Annotated in this window: 24 protein-coding genes and 1 pseudogene; 12 read left to right on the top strand and 13 right to left on the bottom strand. The window is 73.5% G+C overall.

Features of this window, described 5'->3' with window-relative positions; translation table 11 throughout:
* The first annotated feature begins 101 nt into the window (after nucleotides 1-101).
* Together ABD879_RS00835 and ABD879_RS00830 are read left to right on the top strand one after the other, a co-directional pair.
* Entirely contained in the window at nucleotides 102-1,208 is a 1,107-nt protein-coding gene (locus ABD879_RS00835; RefSeq protein ID WP_345016362.1) for an NAD(P)-dependent malic enzyme, read from the top strand.
* A gap of 271 nt (nucleotides 1,209-1,479) precedes the next feature.
* Complete coding sequence (locus ABD879_RS00830) at nucleotides 1,480-2,007, top strand: CGNR zinc finger domain-containing protein (protein WP_345016360.1); 528 nt, start codon at nucleotides 1,480-1,482, stop codon at nucleotides 2,005-2,007.
* A 24-nt stretch (nucleotides 2,008-2,031) separates the two neighbouring features.
* Here the strand turns inward: ABD879_RS00830 and sodX are convergent, their stop codons facing one another.
* Nucleotides 2,032-2,385, bottom strand: coding sequence for a nickel-type superoxide dismutase maturation protease (gene sodX / locus ABD879_RS00825; RefSeq protein ID WP_345016358.1), 354 nt, complete (start codon nucleotides 2,383-2,385; stop codon nucleotides 2,032-2,034).
* A 173-nt stretch (nucleotides 2,386-2,558) separates the two neighbouring features.
* On the opposite strand from sodX, the gene sodN reads away from it, so the two are divergent.
* The 4 genes from sodN (at nucleotide 2,559) to ABD879_RS00805 (ending at nucleotide 4,945) form a co-directional block, all read left to right on the top strand.
* Nucleotides 2,559-2,960 carry a superoxide dismutase, Ni gene (sodN, locus tag ABD879_RS00820; protein WP_345016356.1) on the top strand — a complete coding sequence of 134 codons (402 nt, stop codon included), beginning with the start codon at nucleotides 2,559-2,561 and terminating at the stop codon, nucleotides 2,958-2,960.
* A 117-nt stretch (nucleotides 2,961-3,077) separates the two neighbouring features.
* A complete protein-coding gene (locus tag ABD879_RS00815; protein WP_345016354.1) occupies nucleotides 3,078-3,587 on the top strand; it encodes a GNAT family N-acetyltransferase in 510 nt (169 codons plus the stop codon).
* A 105-nt stretch (nucleotides 3,588-3,692) separates the two neighbouring features.
* Nucleotides 3,693-4,121: an ATP-binding protein gene (locus ABD879_RS00810; protein ID WP_345016352.1), complete on the top strand. Its 429-nt coding sequence runs from the start codon at nucleotides 3,693-3,695 to the stop codon at nucleotides 4,119-4,121.
* A gap of 65 nt (nucleotides 4,122-4,186) precedes the next feature.
* Nucleotides 4,187-4,945: an RNA polymerase sigma factor SigF gene (locus ABD879_RS00805; protein ID WP_345016579.1), complete on the top strand. Its 759-nt coding sequence runs from the start codon at nucleotides 4,187-4,189 to the stop codon at nucleotides 4,943-4,945.
* A gap of 174 nt (nucleotides 4,946-5,119) precedes the next feature.
* On the opposite strand, the gene ABD879_RS00800 is transcribed toward ABD879_RS00805, so the two are convergent.
* On the bottom strand, nucleotides 5,120-5,629 hold the full coding sequence (locus ABD879_RS00800) for a hypothetical protein (protein ID WP_345016350.1): 510 nt from the start codon (nucleotides 5,627-5,629) through the stop codon (nucleotides 5,120-5,122).
* Nucleotides 5,630-5,701: 72 nt separating this feature from the next.
* On the opposite strand from ABD879_RS00800, the gene ABD879_RS00795 reads away from it, so the two are divergent.
* Together ABD879_RS00795 and ABD879_RS00790 are read left to right on the top strand one after the other, a co-directional pair.
* Nucleotides 5,702-6,634 carry a diacylglycerol/lipid kinase family protein gene (locus ABD879_RS00795; protein ID WP_345016577.1) on the top strand — a complete coding sequence of 311 codons (933 nt, stop codon included), beginning with the start codon at nucleotides 5,702-5,704 and terminating at the stop codon, nucleotides 6,632-6,634.
* Nucleotides 6,635-6,936: 302 nt separating this feature from the next.
* Nucleotides 6,937-7,197: a WhiB family transcriptional regulator gene (locus ABD879_RS00790; RefSeq protein ID WP_285496754.1), complete on the top strand. Its 261-nt coding sequence runs from the start codon at nucleotides 6,937-6,939 to the stop codon at nucleotides 7,195-7,197.
* Nucleotides 7,198-7,331: 134 nt separating this feature from the next.
* On the opposite strand, the gene ABD879_RS00785 is transcribed toward ABD879_RS00790, so the two are convergent.
* A complete protein-coding gene (locus tag ABD879_RS00785; protein ID WP_345016348.1) occupies nucleotides 7,332-8,954 on the bottom strand; it encodes a histidine kinase N-terminal domain-containing protein in 1,623 nt (540 codons plus the stop codon).
* A 94-nt stretch (nucleotides 8,955-9,048) separates the two neighbouring features.
* Between ABD879_RS00785 and ABD879_RS00780 the strand changes: the two genes are divergently transcribed.
* Complete coding sequence (locus ABD879_RS00780; protein ID WP_345016346.1) at nucleotides 9,049-10,218, top strand: 8-amino-7-oxononanoate synthase; 1,170 nt, start codon at nucleotides 9,049-9,051, stop codon at nucleotides 10,216-10,218.
* A 36-nt stretch (nucleotides 10,219-10,254) separates the two neighbouring features.
* Nucleotides 10,255-11,055, top strand: coding sequence for a GntR family transcriptional regulator (locus ABD879_RS00775; RefSeq protein WP_285496757.1), 801 nt, complete (start codon nucleotides 10,255-10,257; stop codon nucleotides 11,053-11,055).
* A gap of 39 nt (nucleotides 11,056-11,094) precedes the next feature.
* Here the strand turns inward: ABD879_RS00775 and bioB are convergent, their stop codons facing one another.
* The gene (gene bioB, locus ABD879_RS00770; protein ID WP_345016343.1) at nucleotides 11,095-12,090 is read right to left on the bottom strand and encodes a biotin synthase BioB; all 996 of its coding nucleotides are present in this window, start codon (nucleotides 12,088-12,090) and stop codon (nucleotides 11,095-11,097) included.
* 77 nt (nucleotides 12,091-12,167) lie between these two features.
* The gene (bioD, locus tag ABD879_RS00765; RefSeq protein ID WP_345016342.1) at nucleotides 12,168-12,893 is read right to left on the bottom strand and encodes a dethiobiotin synthase; all 726 of its coding nucleotides are present in this window, start codon (nucleotides 12,891-12,893) and stop codon (nucleotides 12,168-12,170) included.
* 152 nt (nucleotides 12,894-13,045) lie between these two features.
* Between bioD and ABD879_RS00760 the strand changes: the two genes are divergently transcribed.
* Both ABD879_RS00760 and ABD879_RS00755 read left to right on the top strand, forming a co-directional pair.
* On the top strand, nucleotides 13,046-13,891 hold the full coding sequence (locus ABD879_RS00760; RefSeq protein ID WP_345016340.1) for a hypothetical protein: 846 nt from the start codon (nucleotides 13,046-13,048) through the stop codon (nucleotides 13,889-13,891).
* A 53-nt stretch (nucleotides 13,892-13,944) separates the two neighbouring features.
* Nucleotides 13,945-14,457, top strand: a complete 513-nt coding sequence (locus tag ABD879_RS00755) for a GNAT family N-acetyltransferase (protein ID WP_345016338.1) — start codon at nucleotides 13,945-13,947, stop codon at nucleotides 14,455-14,457.
* A gap of 21 nt (nucleotides 14,458-14,478) precedes the next feature.
* On the opposite strand, the gene bsaP is transcribed toward ABD879_RS00755, so the two are convergent.
* From bsaP to ABD879_RS00715, 8 genes and pseudogenes are all read right to left on the bottom strand, one after another.
* Nucleotides 14,479-14,664, bottom strand: a complete 186-nt coding sequence (gene bsaP / locus ABD879_RS00750) for a biotin synthase auxiliary protein BsaP (protein WP_345016336.1) — start codon at nucleotides 14,662-14,664, stop codon at nucleotides 14,479-14,481.
* 12 nt (nucleotides 14,665-14,676) lie between these two features.
* Nucleotides 14,677-14,889, bottom strand: coding sequence for a biotin/lipoyl-binding carrier protein (locus ABD879_RS00745; RefSeq protein WP_345016334.1), 213 nt, complete (start codon nucleotides 14,887-14,889; stop codon nucleotides 14,677-14,679).
* A gap of 120 nt (nucleotides 14,890-15,009) precedes the next feature.
* Nucleotides 15,010-16,347: an acetyl-CoA carboxylase biotin carboxylase subunit gene (locus ABD879_RS00740; protein WP_345016332.1), complete on the bottom strand. Its 1,338-nt coding sequence runs from the start codon at nucleotides 16,345-16,347 to the stop codon at nucleotides 15,010-15,012.
* Nucleotides 16,348-16,556: 209 nt separating this feature from the next.
* Nucleotides 16,557-17,930, bottom strand: coding sequence for an HD-GYP domain-containing protein (locus tag ABD879_RS00735; protein WP_345016330.1), 1,374 nt, complete (start codon nucleotides 17,928-17,930; stop codon nucleotides 16,557-16,559).
* A gap of 6 nt (nucleotides 17,931-17,936) precedes the next feature.
* Nucleotides 17,937-19,283: an HD-GYP domain-containing protein gene (locus ABD879_RS00730; protein WP_345016328.1), complete on the bottom strand. Its 1,347-nt coding sequence runs from the start codon at nucleotides 19,281-19,283 to the stop codon at nucleotides 17,937-17,939.
* A gap of 329 nt (nucleotides 19,284-19,612) precedes the next feature.
* Complete coding sequence (locus ABD879_RS00725; RefSeq protein WP_345016326.1) at nucleotides 19,613-20,557, bottom strand: NAD-dependent epimerase/dehydratase family protein; 945 nt, start codon at nucleotides 20,555-20,557, stop codon at nucleotides 19,613-19,615.
* A gap of 162 nt (nucleotides 20,558-20,719) precedes the next feature.
* A pseudogene (gene rsrA, locus ABD879_RS00720) lies at nucleotides 20,720-20,995 on the bottom strand (mycothiol system anti-sigma-R factor); the annotation flags it as partial.
* Nucleotides 20,992-21,591 carry a sigma-70 family RNA polymerase sigma factor gene (locus ABD879_RS00715; protein ID WP_345016575.1) on the bottom strand — a complete coding sequence of 200 codons (600 nt, stop codon included), beginning with the start codon at nucleotides 21,589-21,591 and terminating at the stop codon, nucleotides 20,992-20,994. The pseudogene rsrA and the gene ABD879_RS00715, both read right to left, overlap by 4 nt.
* Between the last annotated feature and the right edge of the window lie 861 nt (nucleotides 21,592-22,452).

Below are 22,452 nucleotides of genomic sequence, written 5' to 3'. Positions count from 1 at the left end.
TTCAGCCCTTCACCAGCGAAACGCGCGGGTCCGGATCCCCGGACTCCGCCTCGCTCGACAACGATCCGGCATTTCGGTTGCACCGGGGTGGCAAGCTCGAGATGCGCTCCACCATCCCGGTGCGCGACAAGGAAGACCTCTCCCTCGCCTACACCCCCGGCGTCGCCCGGGTGTGCACCGCCATCGCCGACAACCCCCGGCTCGCCAACGACTACACCTGGACGTCCAAGGTCGTCGCGGTGGTGACCGACGGCACGGCCGTCCTCGGCCTCGGTGACATCGGCCCGGCCGCCTCCATGCCCGTCATGGAGGGCAAGTCGCTGCTGTTCAAGGAGTTCGCCGGGGTCGACTCGGTGCCGATCGCGCTCGACTGCACCGGCGTCGACGAGATCGTGGAGACCGTCGTGCGGCTGGCGCCCAGCTTCGGCGGGATCAACCTGGAGGACATCAGCGCACCGCGCTGCTTCGAGATCGAGGACCGCCTGCGCGCGGCCCTGGACATCCCCGTCTTCCACGACGACCAGCACGGCACCGCGATCGTGACGCTCGCCGCGCTGAAGAACGCCGCCTGCCTGATCGGCCGGCCGCTGTCGGACCTGCGCGCCGTCGTCGCGGGCGCCGGCGCCTCCGGCGTGGCCGTGACGCGCATGCTGCTGGGGGCGGGCATCGGCGACATCGCCGTGTCCGACAGCCGCGGCCTGATCTACCCGGGCCGGGCCGGCCTCAACCCGGTCAAGGAGGCGCTGGCGGCCGACACCAACCGGGCCGGCCTGCGCGGCTCCACCGAGGAGGCGCTGCGCGGCGCCGACGTGTTCATCGGCCTGTCCGGCGGCACCGTGCACGAGTCGGCCATCGCCGCCATGGCCGACGACGCGATCGTGTTCGCGCTGTCCAACCCGACGCCCGAGGTGCCCCCGGAGGTCGCCCGCCGGCACGCCCGGGTGGTCGCCACCGGCCGCAGCGACTTCCCGAACCAGATCAACAACGTGCTGGCCTTCCCCGGCATCTTCCGCGGCGCGCTGGACGTGCGCGCCCGCACCATCACCGAGGGCATGAAGCTGGCCGCCGCCGACGCGCTGGCCGCCATCGTGGGCGACGACCTCGCCCCCGACCACATCATCCCCGGCCCGTTCGACGAGCGCGTCGCACCCGCGGTGAGCGCGGCCGTGGCCGAGCAGGCCCGCCGCGAGGGCGTCGCCCGCCGCTGAGCCGAGAACGACCTTCCGGCCCCGATTACGGCCCGTGCTCCCACCCCCGGGAACACGGGCCGTAATCAACTCCACCCCCACCTCATCCGGCAAACCTTTATCAAAACCCCAACAAGACAACCAATCTGCCGCCATCACCCCGCACAGCCCGCAAATATTTCATATTGCCCTCGGCGCCCTCTGCCGCCGCCGTCGGCCAAGGTGTAATAGTCGACAGAAGGGAACGCTTTCCCCGACCCCGCCCGAAGGCCCGACTCTGTCAGGAGCCCTCGTGGACCTGTCCTCCTATGCCGACCTGGCGCTCGACCTGGTGAACACCCGGCAGCCGAGCGGAGACGGGCTGGGCGACCTCGACGGGCTGCAGGCGCTGCTGGCCCACCGCCCGCACCTGGGCGGCCGCGTCACCCGCCGCGACCTGGACGCGATGCGCGAACTGCGCGACGAGCTGCGCGCCGTCTTCGTCGCCGCCGACCACGGCGACGAGGAGGACGCCGCCGAACGCCTCAACGCCCTGCTCATCCAGCACCCCGTCCACCCCCAGCTGTCCGGCCACGACGCCCAGGGCTGGCACCTGCACCTCAACGAGGGCGGCTCCATCCCCGACCGCTACGCCGCCCGCGCCGCGATGGGCCTGGCCGTCCACATCAGCGACCGCGGCATGCACGGCCTCGGCATCTGCGCGACCGCGGACTGCGAACGCGTCTTCCTGGACACCACCCCCGACGCCTCCCGCCGCCACTGCCCCGCCCACACCCCCGCCAACCACCAATCCGCCGCCCCAGCCCCCCTCCCCCGTTGACCGCCCTCGTCGCATCGCCGGTTCTCAGTGATCTGCTCGGCGACCTGCGCGGCCGGGGATGAAGATCGCGAGGCGGGACAGCGGCCAGTAGCGGGCCACCACGCGGCCCACGATCAGGTTCTCGGGGACGGCGTCGAAGTCCCAGCTGTCCTGGCGGCCGGAGGCGCCCTGGTTGTCGCTCTCCAGCCACCAGCCGCCGTCGGTGCGGCGGGTCGCCCGTTTGACGATCAGCTGCTCGGCGCGTCCCGGGTGGCGGGCCACCACGACGTCCCCCTCGGCGACCCGCGTCCCCCGGCGCACCAGGAGCCAGTCACCGGGCCGCAGCGCAGGCGTCATCGACTCCCCCGCCACCGCGACGGCCATCAGCCGGCCGGCCATTCCCGCGCCCTCCGCATAGGTCACCGTTGTCTGGAGACAACGTCACTCCGGGCTCTCCCCCCCGTGAGGGGTCCTAGGCCCAAATACCGAGCGCCCCGCGCCGACGGCGGCGCCGCCACAAGAGTAATGTCGGTGACCTGAGCATGATCCGATTCGAGGGAAGGGAAACGCAGGTGCTCGCAAACCTTCTGCGCCCCAAGACCACGGTCTCCGCGCACTGCGACCTGCCGTGCGGGGTCTACGACCCGGCGCAGGCGCGCATCGAGGCCGAGTCCGTCAAGGCGATCTGCGAGAAGTACGCGGCCAACGAGGACCCGGTCTTCCGGGCCCGCGCCATCCTCATCAAGGAGCAGCGCTCGCAGCTGGTCAAGGAGCACCTGTGGGTGCTGTGGACCGACTACTTCAAGCCGCCGCACTTCGAGAAGTACCCGCAGCTCCACCAGCTGTTCAACGAGGCCACCAAGCTGGCCGGCGCGGGCGGCACCAAGGGCGGCATGGACGTCAAGACCGCCGAGGAGCTGCTCGCCAAGATCGCGGAGATCGACAAGATCTTCTGGGAGACCAAGCAGGGCTGAGCAGGCCCGGCGCGCCACGTCACGAGGCCCTGCCCGGCTCGGGCGGGGCCTCGTCCATACATGGCCGCCTGCGTGGCGCGGATGTCAGGGGAGGTTGGGGGCTTGTAGCCTTTTCGTGTGATCCGCGCCGCAGTTCCCGAAGACGTTCCCGCGATCCTGAGCCTGATCCGCAGGCTCGCCGACTACGAGCGCGCACTGCACGAGGTCAAGGCGACCGAAGACGATCTGCGCGAGCACCTGTTCGGGCCGCAGCCGCGGGTGTTCGCGCATGTGGCCGAGCACGAGGGCGAGGTCGTCGGGTTCGCACTGTGGTTCCTGTCGTTCTCCACCTGGCTCGGCCGCCACGGCATCTACCTGGAGGACCTCTACGTCTGCCCGTCCGCGCGCGGCAAGGGCTACGGCAGGGCGCTGCTGGCGGAGCTGGCGCGGATCGCCGTGGAGCGCGGGTACGGCCGGGTCGAGTGGTCGGTGCTGAACTGGAACACCCCGGCGATCGGTTTCTACAAGGCGCTGGGCGCGCAGCCGCAGGACGAGTGGACCGTGTTCCGGCTCACCGGCAAGGCGCTGGAGGAGCTCGGCGGCGGCCGGGACGGGCGGGAAGCGGGGCCCGGACACCCGGACAGGTGATCCATTTCTACCGGATGCGGCAAAGCCACGCGCGCCGGAGTCTCGAAGCAGGCCGGTTAGGCGGTAGTTTCGAAGGCAGCGGGACCTACCGCGCAAGGGAGTGACGTGACTGAGGAAACCGCTGCGATGCCGGCCAGTACGAAGGTGTCGCCGCGCGACGCGGTGACCGTGAAGCTGCCTGCCGCGAGCGCCTACCTGTCGGTCCTGCGGACCGCCACGGCGGGTCTTGCGGCCCGGCTCGACTTCACGCTGGACGAGATCGAGGACCTTCGCATCGCCGTCGACGAGGCGTGCGCGATGCTGCTCGCACAGGCGGTGCCCGGAACCGACCTGACCTGCGAGTTCGAACTGACCGGTGACGCGATGCGCATCAACGTGTCGGTGCTGACCGTGGACGGCCGCGAGCCGAGCCGCGACACCTTCGCCTGGACGGTGCTGTCGTCGCTGGCCGGAGAGGTCGACTCCGAGGTGGGCGCCGACGACCGGGTCACGGTGATGCTGCAGAAGCGTCGCGGCGCGACGGGGGCCCCGTGACGGAGAAGACGACCCTTCCGGAGGGCGGCGGCGCGACGGGCGCGAGCGAGCGCCCCGACACCGCGGTGCCCGACCGCGCCCGGGCCCGGGCGCTGTTCGAGCGGCTGGCCGAGCTGCCCGAGGGCGACCCGGAGCGCCAGCGCATCCGCGACCAGCTGGTGGAGCTGCACCTGCCGCTGGTGGAGTACCTGGCCCGCCGCTTCCGCAACCGCGGCGAGTGGCTGGACGATCTGATCCAGGTCGCCACGATCGGACTGATCAAGTCGATCGACCGGTTCGACCTGGAGCGCGGCGTGGAGTTCTCCACCTACGCCACGCCCACCATCGTCGGCGAGATCAAGCGGCACTTTCGCGACAAGGGCTGGGCGGTGCGGGTGCCGCGCCGGCTGCAGGAGCTGAAGCTGTCGCTGACCAAGGCGATCAGCGATCTGGCCCAGCGCGAGGGGCGCGCCCCGACCGTCAGCGAGCTGGCGGCGCACCTGGGGATGAGCGAGGAGGAGGTGCTGGAGGGCCTGGAGTCGGCCAACGCCTACTCCACGGTCTCGCTGGACGCCCCCGACTCCGGCGACGAGGACGCGCCCGCGGTGGCCGACTCGCTCGGCATGGTGGACGAGTCGCTGGAGGGCGTGGAGTACCGCGAGTCCCTCAAGCCGCTGCTGGAGAAGCTGCCCGCCCGCGAGAAGAAGATCCTCCTGCTGCGCTTCTTCGGCAACATGACCCAGTCGCAGATCGCCGCCGAACTAGGCATCTCCCAGATGCACGTCTCCCGTCTGCTCGCCCGCACCCTCGCCCAGCTCCGGGAGGGCCTCACCGCCGACGAGTGACCGCAGGCCGCCGCGGAGTTCGCAAGGCGGGTCCCGCTCGCACGGCGTTCCCTGTTGGCAGAACGCGCGCCGCCGTCGGCGCGAGGACAGACGCGCACAACAGGCGTCACGGTGCGTGCACACGCGTGTGGGGGGCGGAGCCGGATACACCGGCCGCCGCCCCCACGCGTATTTTCAACGCTTTTTACCGCCCTGCTTCTTCTTGCCGCTCGGGGCGCGTCCGCGGGGCGCCGCCGCGGCCTTCTCCCGCGGCTCGCCGGCGCCCTCGCCGGCCGCGTCCCGTTCACCGGAATCGCCGGAGGGCTCGTGGTCGTGGACGAGCCAGGCCGTGGTGGGCGGGCTGAGCAGGAGCACCAGCGCGGCCACGGCGACCAGGCCCAGCGGGACGGCCAGCCAGTACTGCCCGCTCTGCCACAGCGACCAGGCGACCGGCAGGGCGAACAGCTGCACCAGGACGCTGGGCGAGCGGCTCCAGCCGTCGCCGCGCAGCAGGCCGCGGGCGCAGCCCAGCATGCCCGCGCCGGCGCCGAGCGCGATGACGGTCACGGCGATCGCGGTCGCCGGGTCCACGGCCGCGCCGATCACCGTCTCGTACCCGGTGAACAGGCCGAACCCGACCGCGGTGAGGCCCTCGGCGGCGACGAGGGCGGCGGCGCCGTGCACGGTGTTCAGACGCTTCGACACAACCAGCAAGCCTATCCCCGGGCGCCGGCGCCCCTGTCCCCGAGCACGGATACGCTGAACGCCGTGCGCGCCATGCTCATCGCCAACCCCAAGGCGACCTCGACCACGCGGCGGGCCCGCGACATCATGCTGCGGGCCTTCACCGGCGATCTGACCGTCGATCTCGCCGAGACGGCGCACCGCGGCCACGCCATGGAGCTGGCCCGCAAGGCCGCGCACGAGGGGTACGACCGGGTCGTGGTGCTCGGCGGCGACGGCACGGTCAACGAGGCCGTCAACGGGCTGCTGGCCGACGGGCCGTCCCCGGACCTGCCGGTGCTGGCCGTGGTGCCGTGCGGCAGCGCGAACGTGTTCGCCCGGGCGCTGGGCCTGCCGGGCGACCCGCTCGGGGCGACCCGCCAGGTGCTGCAGGGCCTGCGGGCCGGGCGGCACCGCACGGTGGGCCTCGGCACGGCGAGCCTTCCCGACGCCCCCGAGCGGTATTTCACCTTCAACGCCGGGGTGGGCCTGGACGCCGAGGTCGTCCGCGAGGTCGAGCGGCAGCGCCGCAAGGGCGGCCGGGCGCCCGCGTCCCTGTACGTGCGGACGGCGATACGGCATTTCTTCGCCGGGACCGACCGCAGGCGTCCCGCACTGACCCTGGAACAGGCGGGCCGCCCGCCGAAAGCGGGGCTGTTTTTGGCCTTTGTCTCCAACACCTCGCCGTGGACTTTCCTTGGTCCGCTTCCGGTGAATCCGAGTCCGCGCGCCAACTTCAACAAGGGCCTGGACGTGTTCGCGATGCGGTCGCTGGAGGCGGCTCCGGCGCTGGCGACGGTGGCGCAGATGATGGTGGCCCGGACCCGTCCCGTGCAGGGCCGCCATGTGGTGAACGTGCACGATGCGGCCGAGGTCACGCTGCGGGCGCCGCGGCCGGTGGCCTACCAGCTCGACGGCGACTACCTGGGCGAGACGCCGGTCATCACCTTCCGTGCCGTCCCGAAGGCGATACGGGTGGTCATATGACGCCGGTCACGTCCGAGTTAACGGCAAAGCAACACCGCTGAACCACGGATGTGACACATATGACACTCATACTTTGAGAAACGTTTCTCAAAGGTCTTGCGTCCCCCTACGCTGCCCTGACACGCTCAAAGTGCGCCGCGACAGAGGCCCAACGTCGTCAGCCTCGTGTTCGAGGAGCGCCACGCAACGACCACCCCTGAACCCAACCCCCCTTCCGCGGCTCGGGGTGTCTCGCGAGACATGTGAATCAGTTCACAAGAATGTGGGGGCGATTCCTCCACGCTGACGAAGGAGTGGACCGCATGGACTGGCGCCACCGCGCAGCCTGCCGTGACGTGGACCCCGAGCTGTTCTTCCCGATCGGCAACACCGGGCCCGCGCTCCTGCAGATCGAAGAGGCCAAGCAGGTATGCCGCCGCTGCGACGTGACCGACGCCTGTCTGCGCTGGGCGCTGGAGTCCGGCCAGGACGCCGGCGTGTGGGGCGGCATGAGCGAGGACGAGCGGCGCATCCTCAAGCGGCGCACCGCCCGCGCGCGTGCCCGCGCCAACGCCCGGGTCTGAGCCGCCGCCGGACGGCGTCCGCCTCCCCGCCGGCGCGCCGCCTCCGAACCCCCCGGTCGGAGAGCACCGCGCGTCCGCAGACTCCAAGCGCCCGCGGCACCGCCGCGGGCGCTGGTCTTTGCCCGGGAAGCCACCTAGATCCCCCGCTCGGGCCGTCCCTGCAGGGACGACCGCCCGCCGTCGCGGCTCCGGCCGAGGCCGAGGTCCTTCAGGGCGGGACGCGCCGCCACGCCCCGGTCCCGCGCCGCCGGGGCGCGCGCTCCGGTCGGGTCGAGCGGGATGTCCACCAGCACCTCGGTGCCGCCGCCCTCGCGCCGCCCGAACTCCAGCCGCCCGCCCAGCTCGCCCACGATGAGCGTGCGGACGATCTGCAGCCCCAGGCTGTTGCTGCTCTCCACGTCGAAGTCGGCGGGCAGGCCCACCCCGTCGTCGGAGACCGTGACCGCCAGCCGCGGCCCGGCCTCGCCCTCCGCCTCCCGCCGCCGCGCGCTGACCTCCAGCGTCCCGAACCGGTTGGACAGGCCGTGCTCCAGGGCGTTCTGCAGCAGCTCGGTGAGCGCCATCGCCAGCGGCGTGGCGACCTCGGCGGGCAGCACGCCGAAGCTGCCGGTGCGCTTGGGCGTCACCCGCGCCTCCGGCGTGGACACCTCCCCCGCCATGGTGATCACGCGGTCGGCGATGTCATCGAAGTCGATCAGCTCGTCGGGGGTGAGCGACAGGGTCTCGTGGACGATCGCGATGGACCCGACCCGGCGCACCGCCTCGTCCAGCGCGGCCCGCCCCTCGGGGATGCGCAGCCGCCGGGCCTGCAGCCGCAGCAGCGCCGCGACCGTCTGCAGGTTGTTCTTCACCCGGTGGTGGATCTCCCGGATGGTGGCGTCCTTGGTCATCAGCTCGCGGTCGCGCCAGCGCAGCTCGGTGACGTCGCGGCACAGCACGATCGCGCCGATCCGGGTGCCGCCCACGATCAGCGGGATGGTGCGCAGCTGCATCACCGACCCGTGCGCCTCCACCTCCACCTCGCGCGGCGCACGGCCGCTGAGCAGCACGCTCAGCGCCTCCTCCAGCGGCTCGCCGGTGTCGCACAGCTGGGTGGTGATCTCGCCGAGCACCTCGCCGACCAGGTCGGTGGGGAAGCCGAGGCGCCGGTAGGCCGACTGCGCGTTCGGGCTGGCGTAGGTGACCCGCCCGGCCCGGTCCAGCCGGATCAGCCCGTCGCCGACGCGCGGCGCGCGCACCAGGTTGGGCTCCTCCCCCGGCACCGGGAACCGGCCCTCGGAGATCATCTGGGCCAGGTCGCTGGCGCTCTGCAGGTACGTCAGCTCCAGGCGGCTCGGGGTGCGGGCCGAGCTGAGGTTGGTGCTGCGCTGGATGACGCCGAGCATCTTGGCGCCGCGCCGCACCGGGATCGACTCCTCCCGGACGGGGATGCCGCTGCCCCACTCCGGGTCGCCCTCGCGGACGATGCGCTGCTCGCGCCAGGCCACGTCGATCAGGCCGCGCCGTCCGCTGCGCACGATCCGGCCGACCAGGTCCTCGGGGTAGGCGGTGGGGCCGGTGGTGGGGCGCATCTGCGCGATCGCCACCCACGACGACGGCACCGGGCCCTCCGCCGACCGCAGCGGCACCCACAGCAGCAGGTCGGCGAACGACAGGTCCGCCAGCAGCTGCCAGTCCGACACCAGGGCGTGCAGCCACTCCAGGTCGGTGTCGGTGAGGTCGGTGTGGTCGCGTACCAGATCGGTCAAAGTGGGCACGGCTCCATCATCGCCGATGCCGAGGACCGCCCCGTCCGCCCCCGGCCCCTCACCCGCCGCCGGGGCCGGGCACGGGACCTGGCAAGATCTGGTCATGGCACCTGATCCCCTGGAGCGGCTGCGCGCCGCCGCCGTCCGCCGCGAGCGGGCCGGGCTGCGGCGGAGCCTGCGGCCCCGGACCGCCGACCACGACGGGCTCATCGACCTGGCGTCCAACGACTATCTGGGGCTGTCGCGCGACCCGCGGCTGGTCGAGGGCGCGGTCGCGGCGGCGCGCGCGTGGGGCACCGGGGCCACCGGGTCCCGGCTGGTGACCGGCACGACGCGGCTGCACGCCGAGCTGGACGAGCGGCTGGCCGCGTTCACCGGAAGCGCCGCCGGGCTGGTGTTCTCCTCCGGCTACATGGCCAACCTCGGCGCGGTGGCGGGGCTGGGCGGCCCCGGGGTGCTGGTGGTGTCCGACCAGGTCAACCACGCCTCGATCATCGACGCCTGCCGGCTGTCGCGGTCGCGGGTGGCGGTCGTCCCGCACCGCGACGTCGGCGCCGTGGAGGCGGTGCTCGCCGGCCGGGAGGAGGAGCACGCCCTGGTCGTCACCGACGCGGTGTTCTCGGTGGCGGGCGACCTGGCGCCGCTGCGCGAGCTGCACCGGGCGGCCCGCGCGCACGGGGCGCTGCTGGTGGTGGACGAGGCGCACGCCCTGGGCGTGGTCGGCGAGGGGGGACGCGGCGCCGTGCACGCCGCCGGCCTGGCCGGGGAGCCGGACGTGGTGCTCACCCTCACCCTGTCCAAGTCGCTGGGCGCCCAGGGCGGCGCGGTGCTCGGCGCCCCCGAGGTCGTGCAGACGCTCGTCGACACCGGACGTTCGATGATCTTCGATACGGGGCTGGCGCCGCCCGCCGCGGGGGCCGCGCTGGCCGCCCTGGACGTGCTGGCCGCCGAACCGGACCTGCCCGCCCGCGCCCGCGGCCTGGCCCGCCGGATCGCCGCGATGGCCGCCGAGCTGGGGTTGGAGACCACCGCCGAGCCCGCCGCCGCCGTGGTGCCGGTGGTGCTGGGCGAGCCGGCGGCGGCGGTGCGCGGCCAGGAGATCTGCGCGCGGCACGGCGCCCGCGTCGGCTGCTTCCGGCCCCCGTCGGTGCCGAAGGGGCAGGCGTGCCTGCGCGTCACCGCCCGAGCCACCCTCGACGAGTCCGACCTCACAACGCTAGAACGGGGCCTGAAAGATGTCGCCGCGTCGGCCACCCGTACCCTTCACACATAACATCGGGGAAACCCATGATGAACGTGAGGAGAGACCGTGACGGAGGTCAGGGGCGGGCCCCGGCACGGGGGCGGCTACAGAGCCGATCGGGCACCACTCAGCGACATCGGCCGGCACCACTCGGCCAACGCACCGCGCATTCCGAAGTACTACAAGCTCAAGGAACTGCTCGTCGAGCTGATCCAGTCCCTGCCTCCCGGTAGCCCGCTCCCGCCGGAGCGGACCCTCGCCGAGAAGTACGAGACCTCGCGCACCACGGTCCGCCAGGCGCTGGCCGAACTGGTCGTCGAGGGGCGGCTGCAGCGCATCCAGGGGAAGGGCACCTTCGTCGCCAAGCCGAAGGTCGCCCAGGAGCTGCAGCTGGTCAGCTACACCGAGGACATGCGGCACAAGGGCCTGCGGCCCGAGACCCGCATCCTGGAGATCGGTTACGTCAGCGCCGACGAGCGCCTGGCCGGTCTGCTCGGCATCCGGACGGGGGGCCGGGTGCTGCGCATCCACCGGCTGCGGCTGGCCGACGGGGAGGCCATGTCGATCGACACCTCGCACCTGCCGGCCCGCCGCTTCCCGGGCCTGCGGCGCGAGCTGCCGCGGCACCGCTCGCTGTACGAGACGCTGGCCACCGCCTACGACGTCCACCTCGCCGAGGCCGAGGAGACGATCGAGACGGTGCTGGCGACCCCGCACGACGCCCAGCTGCTGGGCGTGGACGTGGGGCTGCCGATGCTGCTGCTGTCCCGGCACGCTCTGGACGACACCGGCCAGCCGGTCGAGTTCGCCCAGAGCCTCTACCGGGGCGACCGCTACAAGTTCATCACCCGGCTCAAACGGAACTAGCGCGGCCGCCCCGTCCGCGTGCGGGGCGGCCCGCGCGGGTCACAGGGTCTGGGAGAGGGCCTTGATCGGCATCTGCAGTTCGTCGAGCAGGGCCAGGTCCTGGGCGGCGGGGCGGCCGAGGGTGGTCAGGTAGTTGCCGACGATGATGGCGTTGATGCCGCCCAGCATGCCGTCGCGGGTGCCCAGGTCGCCCAGGGTCAGCTCGCGGCCGCCCGCGTAGCGCAGGATCGTGCGCGGCAGCGCCAGCCGGAACGCGCCGATCGTCTTGAGCGCCTCGGGGCCCTCCACCAGCGGACGGTCGGCGAACGGGGTGCCCGGACGCGGCGCCAGGAAGTTCAGCGGCACCTCGTCCGGCTCCAGCTCGGCCAGCTGCCCGGCGAACTCGGCGCGCTGCTCGACGGTCTCGCCCATGCCGATGATGCCGCCGCAGCACAGCTCCATGCCCGCCTCTTTGACCATGAGGCAGGTCTCCCAGCGCTCCTCCCAGGAGTGCGTGGTGACCACGTTGGGGAAGTGGGAGCGGGCGGTCTCCAGGTTGTGGTTGTAGCGGTGCACGCCCATCGCGACCAGCTCGTCCACCTGGGCCCGGGTGAGCATGCCCAGCGAGCAGGCGATGTTGATCTCGACGGCGTCGTTGACGGCCTTGACCCCCTCGCGGACCTGCGCCATCAGCCGCTCGTCCGGGCCGCGCACGGCCGCGACGATGCAGAACTCGGTGGCGCCGGTGCGGGCGGTCTCCCTGGCCGCCTCCACCAGCTCGGGGATGTTCAGCCACACCGACCGCACCGGGGACTCGAACCGGCCCGACTGCGAGCAGAAGTGGCAGTCCTCGGGGCAGCCGCCGGTCTTCAGCGAGACGATCCCCTCGACCTCGACCTCGGGCCCGCACCAGCGCATCCGGACCTCGTGCGCCAGCGCCAGCAGGTCGGAGATCCGCTCGTCGGGCAGGGTCAGGCACTCCAGGGCCTGCTCGGCGGACAGCCCCCGGCCCTCCTCCAGCACCTGGCGTCGGGCGACCTCAAGGATGTCGGTCACGGACCCCTACCTTCCTTCCTGGGTTGACACGGTGTTCGTGTTCTGGGGAGGGACTTCGGCTCGGCGGAGCCGGGCGGTCAGGGGACGGCGGTGCCCTGGGCGCCGCGGAACGCGGCCGGGTCGAAGGAGCCGCCGAACACCGGGGACAGCGCGCGGTGCGCGGCCACCAGGAACTCGGCCGGGTCGAGGGCGCCCGCGCCCGCGGGCACCGCCCCGGCCAGCGGCCGGGCCGAGATGGTCTCCAGGTCCGGCACGTTGCTGCGCATCGCCAGGTCCGGCTTCTCGGGCCACTCCCCGATCACCACGCCGGCGGGCTGCACGCCGCGGTGCGCCATCGCCTCCAGGGTCAGCGCGGTGTGGTTGAGGGTGCCGAGGCCGGGCCGGGTCACCACGACGGCGGGGGCGCCCAGCCAGCGGGCCAGGTCGGCGACGGTGGTGCCCTCCTCGTCGTAGCGGACCAGCAGCCCGCCCGCGCCCTCCACCAGCACCAGGCGGCGGGTCTCGGCCAGCTCGCGGATGCGGCCCGCCACCTCCGACAGCGCCACCGGCGGCAGCCCGGAGCGGCGGGCGGCCGCGGCCGGGGACAGCGCGTCCGGGAAGCGGGCGAACTCGTGCAGGTCGTCCACGCCCGCCAGCCGCCGCACGACGTCCAGGTCGCCGGGTTCGCCGGGCCGCACGCCGGTCTGCGCGAGCTTGACCACGGCGACCGACGACCCGCGGGCGGCGGCCAGCGCGGCCAGCGCAGCGGTCACGATCGTCTTGCCGACGCCCGTACAGGTTCCGGTCACCACGAGCACACTCACGACCGGCACCCTAGCGCGGGCCGCTCCGGCGGCGCCCTCGCCGATTTCCACAGTCTTGGCCAGGGGAATTTGTACGCGGGTTCGCGCGCATACCCCCGGAATGCCCCGGAAATCCCGCGGAACCCGGCGATGGCGCGCCGCGTCCAAGCTCCATGGCCGGGCTCACACGCGCGACAGGGGCCGCGGCGGCGCTGGCGGGGGCGATCGTCCTCGCCTCCTGCGGCTCCGACACCGGCACAACGGCGGACGCCCCCTCGTCCCCGCCGTCTGCGCCGTCTCCGAACGGAACGGCGACCACGGGACCGTCCTCCGGCGCGCAACCGGTCCTGCGCTGGCGCCGGACCGGGGGCATCGCCGGGCGCGGCGGCCCCGGCGACCTCCCCGAATTCTCGCTGTACGGCGACGGGCGCGCGATCTTCATCCCGGACGGCGGCGGCCGGGGCGCCACCGAGTACCGGCTGCGGCCGGACGCGCTGCGGCGCCTGCTCGACGGGGCCCGCGCGGCGGGGCTCGACCGGTCCCGCACGATCGCCCCGGGCCGGCTGGTCATGGACGCCATGAACCTGGAGATCACCATGGGGGCCGCGCGCACCCGGGTGGTCATGCCCGAGGAGCACGACGGCCCGGTGACGCGCTTCCACCGGCGCCTGGATCCGACGGGCTGGGCCGCAGGCGACCTGGCGGGGCCGGTGCGGCCGTACCGCGCCGCCCGGGTGGCGGTGCTGGCCGGGCGGGTCGGCGCGGACGCCGGTTCCGGCGACGGCCCGGCCGTGAAGGCCTGGCCGCTGGCGCCGCTCGACCGGGGCGAGCGGGTCGCCGGACGGCTGCTGTGCACGGTGCTGAGCGGCCGCGACGCCGCGACCGCCGAGCGCCTCGCCGCATCCGAGTCGTCCGGTTCGTCCGGCACCGCCTGGCGCAGCGGCGCGCACCTGTACTTCGTCCGCTTCCGGCCGCTGCTGCCCGACGAGACGACCTGCGCGGACATCGCCCGCCGCTGACCCCGGGCATACCCTGAGGCGCGGATCCGATCGACCCCCAGGGAGCACCACAGGTGGCAGAGACGTCGGTTGCGCGCGGCCCGGTGACGGTGCGGACCGCCCGTCCGGACGAGCACGATCTCGTGGGCGAGCTGACCGTCGAGGTCTACGTGGGCGGCGGGCTGGTCGAGCCCGACTCCGGGTACGTGCCCGAACTGCGCGACGCCCGCGCCCGCGCCGCGGACACCGAGCTGCTCGTGGCCGAGCTCGCCGGCGAGGTGGTGGGCGCGGTGGCCTACTGCCCGCCCGGCAGCCGGTACGCGGCGCTCGCCGGCGCGGACGAGGCCGAGTTCCGCATGCTGGCCGTGGTGGAGCGGGCGCGCGGCCGGGGCGTGGGCCGCGCCCTGGTCGAGGCGTGCCTGGACCGCGCCCGCGCGGCGGGGCTGTCCGGGCTGCGGCTGGTCACGCAGCACAACATGCCGGCGGCCCACCGCCTGTACGAGCGGCTGGGCTTTCGCCGGACGCCCGAGCGCGACTGGCCCCTGGAGTCCGGAAAACACCTGCTCGCCTACCACATGCCGCTGTGACGGGCACGCCGCCGCGGCGGGTCAGGCCGAGGTGAGCGTGCCGTGCTCGGCGCAGCGGGCCGTCCACCCCATCGGCGTCACCTGGACCACCATGCGGCGACGGCACCGGGTGCAGTAGCGCGGCGGCTCCATCAGCCGGGCGGCCCGGCATTCGCGGTGGTCGCCTTCCGCCTCCGGGGCGCCGCAGCGGTCGCAGTACGTCTCCACGGTGCGAGCGTATTACTCGATGACGGCGATCAGGTCGCCCTCCTGGACGACCTGGCCCTCGGTGACCGCCAGCTTGGCGACCCGGCCCGGCTCCTCGGCCAGCACCGGGATCTCCATCTTCATCGACTCCAGGATCACCAGGGTGTCGCCCTCGTTCACCTGGTCGCCCTCGGCGGCGGTCACCTTCCACACGTTCGCCACCATCTCGGCGTGCACGTCGGCCACGGCGGTTCCTTCCTTCGATGTGCCAGGGACGGTTTCGGCGGACGCGCCCGGGACCGGGCGCCGCCGCGGGTCGGCGGGTCGCCCGCCGCGGGACGCGGCGGACGGGGTGCGGCGGGGCGGCTAGCGCTCCCGCATCCGGCCGACGAGCCCGGTGTCGTAGGACCCGTCGGCGAACTCCGGGTGGTCGAGCAGCTCGGCAAGGAACGGCAGGTTGGTCTTGGGCCCTTCGATGCGGAACGCCCCGACCGCCGCCCGCGCCCGCCGGAGCGCGCCGTCGCGCGTGTCGGCGTGCACGCACAGCTTGGCCAGCAGCGGGTCGTAGTGCGGGGTGACGGTGTTGCCCTCGGCGTATCCGGCGTCGATGCGGATGCCGTCGCCGACCGGCTCCTCCCACACGCTGATCCGGCCGGGGCCGGGCAGGAACCGCACCGGGTCCTCGGCGTACACGCGCAGCTCGATCGCGTGGCCGCGCGGCTCGGCGGCGGTGAACGACACCGGCTCCCCCGCCGCGACCAGCAGCTGCTGCTCGACCAGGTCGATGCCGGTGACCAGCTCGGTGACCGGGTGCTCGACCTGCAGCCGGGTGTTCATCTCCAGGAAGAAGAAGTCCTTGGTGGCCGGGTCGACCAGGAACTCCACGGTGCCCGCCCCGCGGTACCCGATCGCCTCGCCCGCCCGCACCGCCGCGGCCAGCATCCGCTCGCGCAGCTCGCCGGCGACGCCCGGCGACGGGGCCTCCTCGGCGACCTTCTGGTGGCGGCGCTGCACCGAGCAGTCCCGCTCGCCCAGCGCCAGCACGGTGCCGTCGGCCAGCCCGAGGATCTGCACCTCCACGTGCCGGGCCCGCTCCACGTACCGTTCCAGCAGGATGTCGGCGCTGCCGAAGAACCGCTCGGCGCGGCTGCGGGCGGTCTCGAACGCCGCGCGCAGGGCCGCCTCGTCGCGGACGGCGGCCATGCCGATGCCGCCCCCGCCCGCCGCGGCCTTGACCATCACCGGGTAGCCGATGCGCTCGGCCTCCTCGGCGGCGGTGCCGGCGTCCGGCACCGGCTCCCACACGCCGGGCGCGACCGGGACGCCCGCCTCCTTCATCAGGTTCCGCGCGTTGATCTTGTCGCCCATGCGGGCGATCGCCAGCGGCGGCGGGCCGACCCACGCCAGGCCCGCGTCGACCACCTGCCGGGCGAACTCGGCGTTCTCCGCCAGGAACCCGTACCCGGGGTGGACGGCCTGCGCGTTGGTGCGGCGCGCGGCCTCCAGGATGCGCGCGGCGTCCAGGTAGCTGCGCGCGGGCGGCGGCGGGCCGATCAGGATGGCCTCGTCGGCCTCGGCGACGAACGGCAGGTCGGCGTCGGCCTCGGAGTACACCGCGATGGCCTTCAGACCCATCGCACGCACGGTGTGGATGATCCGGCTGGCGATCTCACCGCGGTTCGCCACGAGCACGGACTCGAACACCAGGGGATTCTCCTTTCACGTGCACGGCTGTGCACGCGACGGCGCGCCGGAACGGATGTGGCCGACCCTATTGCGCACGCGCACGCTCGTCCGGGCGCGCGAGCGACAAATACCGGCCGGTAGTTTTGTCCGCCGCCCCCATGCCGCGCCGCGTCCGGCGACCGGTCGCGGCACGTGCGGCGCCGGGCGCACCGCGGGCAGGGGCCGCGCTACACGCGGGTGCGGCGTTCGACGACGCGGCTGAGCGCCTCCACCACGGCGGGGTCGTACTCCGACGCCGAGTCCAGCCGCAGCCGCTCCAGCACCGCGGCGCCCCGGTCGCGGTCGGAGGAGTCGCCGACCAGGTCGTCGTAGGCGTTGGCGACCTTGATGATGCGGCTGGCCAGCGGCGGCGGCGCCGGCCGCTCGACGCCGTCGTCGGCGCCCGCGGTCTCGCCTTTGCCGCGCCGGGAGGTGTGGGCGGCCGCGCTCTCGTCGGGGGACGCGGCGGTGCGGTAGGGGTGCGAGGACAGCTTGACGATGTGCGCCACCCGGTCCAGCACGCCGGTCTGCTTGATCACCTCGGCGCCGAGCTCGGCGATGCGGCGCTGCTCGGTGGGCGAGGCCAGCACGGTGGCCCCGCCGGGGATGGGGTCGCCGAGCGACAGCTGGCCGATGTCGTGCATGAGGGCCGCGTACTCCAGCTCCAGCAGCTCCTCCTCGCACATGCCCAGCTCGCGGCCCATGCCCACGGCCAGCCGCGACACCCGCCGCGAGTGCCCGGTCTCGACGTAGCCGCCGACCTCGGTGACCCGCGACAGCGCCCGCACCGTCTGCAGGTAGGTGGCCCGCACCCCCGAGTAGCGGCGGAAGGCGAACTGGGTGACCAGGATCGGCGCGGTGAACACCGCCAGCGCCACCGGCCCGAGCACGGTGGTGGCGACCGCGATGAGCATGGCGGTGGCGTTGGTGGCCGCGCACAGCGCCATCTTGGCGCGGATCTCGTCGCGCAGCGCGATGCCGAACCGGGCCCGCACCGTCTCGGCGCGGATCCACGCCGCGACCACCACGTCGGTGAAGCAGGAGATCACCACGGTCAGGCACATCGCCGCCAGCAGCAGCTGCCAGTCCAGGTCCAGCGCCGGCAGGGGGCGGAAGCACAGCGCCACCACCGCCACGATGAGCAGCCGCCGCGCCATGGCGTCGGGCCGCGGCATCCGGCCGACCGCGGCGTGCGGGAGCGAGCCGACCAGCATGCCGACCGCGGTCACCGCCACCACCTGCAGCGGCGAGTGCACCGCCGGGTGCACGCCGAGCAGCGCCCCGGGCGGGGCGTTCTCGGGGCCGACGCCCACCAGCAGGGCGTAGCCGACGGCGCCCGCGGTGGCGACCGGGGCGACCTCGCGGTTGCCGGGCATGACCATGCGGAACAGCTCGCCCAGCGCGATCAGCACGCCGAACAGCACCGCGACGTCGGGCTGCTGCAGGCCGACCGCGGCGACCCGGGTGACGGAGACCGCCACCAGGAGCACGGCGACGGCGATGACCAGCAGCTTCCCGGCGTCGACGCGCTGCCAGGCGCTTCGGGTGCGGTGCGCGTTCACGGCGCCCTACCGCCGCGCGCCGTCCCCGGCGACCCGGATCGGGGCGCTGGGGTCGTCGTGGTCCTGCTGGGTGGTCTCGACGACGTCGTCGTCGGGCAGCACCACGGGCTTGGGCGGGTCCCAGCCCTCGCGTTCGAGCGCGCGCAGGAACGCGTCGACCATCACCGGGTCGAAGTGGTCGCCCGCGCACTTGCGCAGCTCGCTCACCGCTTTGTCGATGCTGAGCGCCGAGCGGTAGGAGCGGGTGGAGGTCATCGAGTCGAACGCGTCCGCCACCGAGATGACGCGGGCGAACTCGGGGATCTCATCGCCCGCCAGGCCCATGGGGTAGCCGGTGCCGTTCATCTTCTCGTGGTGGTGCATGATGCCCGCCAGCGCCTCGTCCAGGAACCCGATCTCGCGCACGATCTCCAGCCCGCGCATGGGGTGCAGCTGGATCGCGGCGAACTCCTCCTCCGTCAGCGCCCCCGTCTTCTGCAGCACCTTGGTGGGCACGCCCAGCTTGCCGACGTCGTGCAGCATGCCCGCGTACCGGATCGCCTCCACCCGGTCCGGCCGCATCCCGATCTCCTGGGCGATCATCACCGACCCGCGCGACACCCGCTCGGAATGGCCGCGGGTGTAGTAGTCCTTGGTCTCCACCGCCTGGCACAGCGCCGCCAGCGTCGCCGCATGCGCCTGCTGCTGGGCGTGCGTCTGCTCCAGCGCCCACCGGGCGATGAACAGCGGCAGCAGCACCAGCACCGCGGCGAACGTGCCGACGTGCTGCCACAGGCCCGCGATGAGCAGCCCGAACATGCCGTAGCCGAGGCAGCCCACCGACAGCTGGCCGCTCTCGCGCAGCAGCTCGCGCGGCGCCGCCTGCTTGGACAGCAGCAGGATGCCCGCCATCAGCAGCAGGTTGACGCCGACGAAGGTGACCAGGGCGCCGAGGAACGGGACGATCACCTGCTCGACCCAGTCGGCCTGGCCGAACCGGGGCGGATGGCCGCCGAGGGCCTCGAACACGGTGCCCGCGGCGTACCCGCACAGCGCGAACTGGGCGCCGTTGAACAGCCGCTTCACCGGCGCGAACAGCCGCTGCCCGGTGACCACGGCCGACACGCCCAGCAGCGCGGCCCCGGCGGGGCCCAGGAGCACCACCGACGCCAGGCTGGCGGCGAAGCTCAGCGACACCCGCGCGCGTTCGACGTTGAGCAGCGCCGGCGCCGAGTCGCAGATGAGGAACAGGGCGGCCAGCACCGCCAGCTTCGACCAGTCCAGCTCGCGGAACGACGACGTCGCGATGAGCCCGGCCGCCAGAGCGACCACGCCGCAGACGTACGCCCAGGCAGCCAGTGGTAGTCCACGCATTGCCGCACCTTCGGGAAACGGAACGTGGGGCCGCCGCCGGGGCCGGTGGTGCCGGTGCGCCCACCTAGACCCAGGACACGCCCTCGGGCATCCTCAGCGACGGCGCCGGGGCGCCCCGGTCCCGTTGGAGCCCGGCCGTCCTGACACGCTTGAGCATGGCGTTCGCCTCCCCCCGTGAACCGGCCCCGAGCGCCCGGGCGAGCGCGAGGTCCCGGCCGCCGGGGCATGCGAGTGCTCCCGTCGCTGATTCCGGCACAAGCCTAACGTGGGAGACCTAGGCCACACAGGCATGCGGCGAATCGTGAGCAAAGCGTGAACTAATCGTCACCTTAGGTGATCCGCGCCTCGGGCGGCTGCGCCGCCGCCCGCTCGCGCGCCCACGCGGCGGTCGCGGCGAGCCCCTCGCGCAGCGGCACGCGCGCCCGCCAGCCGAGGGCCTGCTCGGTGGCCGCCGGGTCGACGGCCATCGCGGGCAGGTCGCCGGGCCGCGGCGGCGCGAACGCGGGGTCGTCCGGGGCGCCCACCGCCTCGGCGACCAGGGTGTGCAGCTCGCGGTCCGTGGTCTGCACCCCGGTGCCGACGTTGAACCGGCCGCCGCCGCCCGCCTCTCCGGTGGCGCGGGCGAACGCGTCGACCACGTCGAGCACGTACACGTAGTCGCGGGTCTGGGTGCCGTCGCCGAACACCCGGGTCGGCCGGCCCGCCAGCAGCGCGTCGGTGAAGATCGAGACCACGCCGGCCTCGCCGTCGGGGGTCTGCCGCGGCCCGTAGACGTTGGCCAGCGTCAGGATGGTGTAGTCGAGTCCGTGCAGTGCCCGGTAGGTGCGCAGGTAGACCTCGCCGGTGACCTTGGAGGCGGCGTAGGGAGAGGCGGGCCGCAGTTCGGCGTCGGGTGGGACGGGCAGCGCGTCCGGCACCCCGTACACCGCGCAGCTGGAGGCGAACACCACCTTGCGGGCGCCGCCCGCGCGCGCGGCCTCCAGCACGTTGGCGGTGCCCAGCGCGTTGACGCGCGCGTCGTGCAGCGGGTCGGCGACGCTGGCGCGCACGCTGACCTGCGCCGCCAGGTGGCAGACCACCTCGGGCCGCAGGGCCGCGACCCGGCCGGGCAGCGCCGGGTCGGCCACGTCCATGCGCCAGATCTCCACGTCCGTGCGGGCGTTGCGGCCCGAGGAGAAGTCGTCGACGCCGACGACCCGGTGTCCGTCGGCCAGCAGCCGGTCGACCAGGTGGGAGCCGATGAACCCGGCAGCGCCGGTGACGAGTACGAGCACGCCGGAAACCCTAGATCAGTCGGCGGCGCGCTTCCCGGCCCTGCCGGCCGCCTGTCTGCCCGCGGCCCCGGCGACCTGCGCCGCGCCGGCCGCACCGCCGGCCGCACCGCCGACCTGACCGCCGGCCTCGGCGCCGGCCGCACCGCCGGCCTCGCCGGCCTTCGCGGCCTCGGCCTCTTTCAGCTCGCCGCACAGCTGCTCGATGCGCCCCAGCACCTTGGCGCGCAGGTCGGCGGGCACCGGTTCGCAGCCGCACGACTTGCCGACCAGCTTCTTGACGGCCTCCTCCAGGCCGAACTCGCGCAGGCACGGCCCGCACTCGTCCAGATGCTGCTGCACCTCGCCGCAGCCCTGCTGGTCGAGCTCACCGTCCAGATAGGTGTAGACCCTGGCCAGCACCTCGCTGCACGGCGTCTCGTGGTGGTCGCCACAGCTCATGACGATCCCCTCCCCGCCCGGGTCAGCCCGCGCTCTCGGGCGTAGTCCTCCAGCATGCCGCGCAGCTGCCGCCGTCCGCGGTGCAACCGGGACATCACCGTGCCGATGGGCGTGCCCATGATCTCGGCGATCTCCTTGTAGGCGAAGCCCTCGACGTCGGCGAGGTACACCGCGATGCGGAACTCCTCGGGCAGCTCCTGCAGGGCCTGCTTGACGTCGGTGTCGGGCAGGTGCTCCAGCGCCTCGGCCTCGGCCGACTTCAGGCCGCTGGAGGTGTGCGACTCCGCCCGCGCGAGCTGCCAGTCCTCGATCTCCTCGGTGGCCGACTGCTGCGGCTGCCGCTGCCGCTTGCGGTAGGAGTTGATGAAGGTGTTGGTGAGGATCCGGTACAGCCACGCCTTGAGGTTGGTGCCCTCCCGGAACTGGTGGAAGGACGCGAACGCCTTGGCGAAGGTCTCCTGGACGAGGTCCTCCGCGTCGGCGGGGTTGCGCGTCATGCGCAACGCGGCCGAGTACAGCTGGTCCAGGAACGGGAGCACGTCGCGTTGGAAGCGCTGCTGCCGCTCCTCCACGGTCTCGGCGGCGTTCGCCCGCACCGGGGACTGCGCCTCCTCCGCCGCTCCGTTCGGCTCTGCCGGGCGGTCCAGGTGCTCCTCGCCTTGCCGTCGCTCCGCTGCGGCCACCTGACCACCCCCTTCGTCCGTGGTGGCGCCCTTGGTGGCGCCGTACGCCACAGACGATATAGGGCCGCGCAGCCGGATCTGACCGTAGGGGGCGCTGCGCGGCGGCTGCACCGCGGCGTCCCCTGGATGCTCGGCAACGGCCGTGGACATCGAGCAGCACCTCCGCTGTACGGATCGTCGTCGGTCCCGTACGGCACGCCCGGTGGCCCTTTTCGCGACGGTTTCGGTCGTCTCGCGGGTCGTTGGGCGCCCGTACGCGGACGGTTGTGAGACGGTGCAACGCATGGACCGGCGCGTCGATTCCCGGGCGGGACGAATCCGGGGACCACGGAGGGTGACGCGCGCCACCCGCGGGGAAGAAGTCCCCATAGAGGGCGAGAACAGGAGCAAACCGTTGCTACCGCTGCCGGCGCAACCTCCCGAACCCAGCGTCGCGGATCTGCGTGCCGCGCCGGGCGACGGCCGGTCCCTGACGCTGTACTGGACGTTCTACTGGGCGGTCGCGGCGGCGCAGCTGGCCCGCTGGCTGCCGCGCAGGCCGTCGCTCATCCTGGACATCTCCGGGGGCCGCACGGGCAGCGCGGCGCAGGCGGCCGCCGCCGGCCACACCGTCCTGGAGGTGCTCGACCCGCTGGTCACCCCGCCGGGCGGGGACGCCGGGGTCGGCGCCGACGGGGCCGGCGGCGGGGTGAACGGCGTGGCGGCGCCGCGGCTGCGCCCGCCCCCGGCGCCCGACCTGGCGAAGTCGGAGGCCAAGCGGTCTTAGGAAGACAA

This window comes from Actinomadura keratinilytica (assembly GCF_039539665.1).
Lineage (GTDB): Bacteria > Actinomycetota > Actinomycetes > Streptosporangiales > Streptosporangiaceae > Spirillospora > Spirillospora keratinilytica.
The sequence above is the reverse complement of the archived record's forward strand: the minus strand, read 5'-3'. Positions and strand labels throughout refer to the sequence as shown.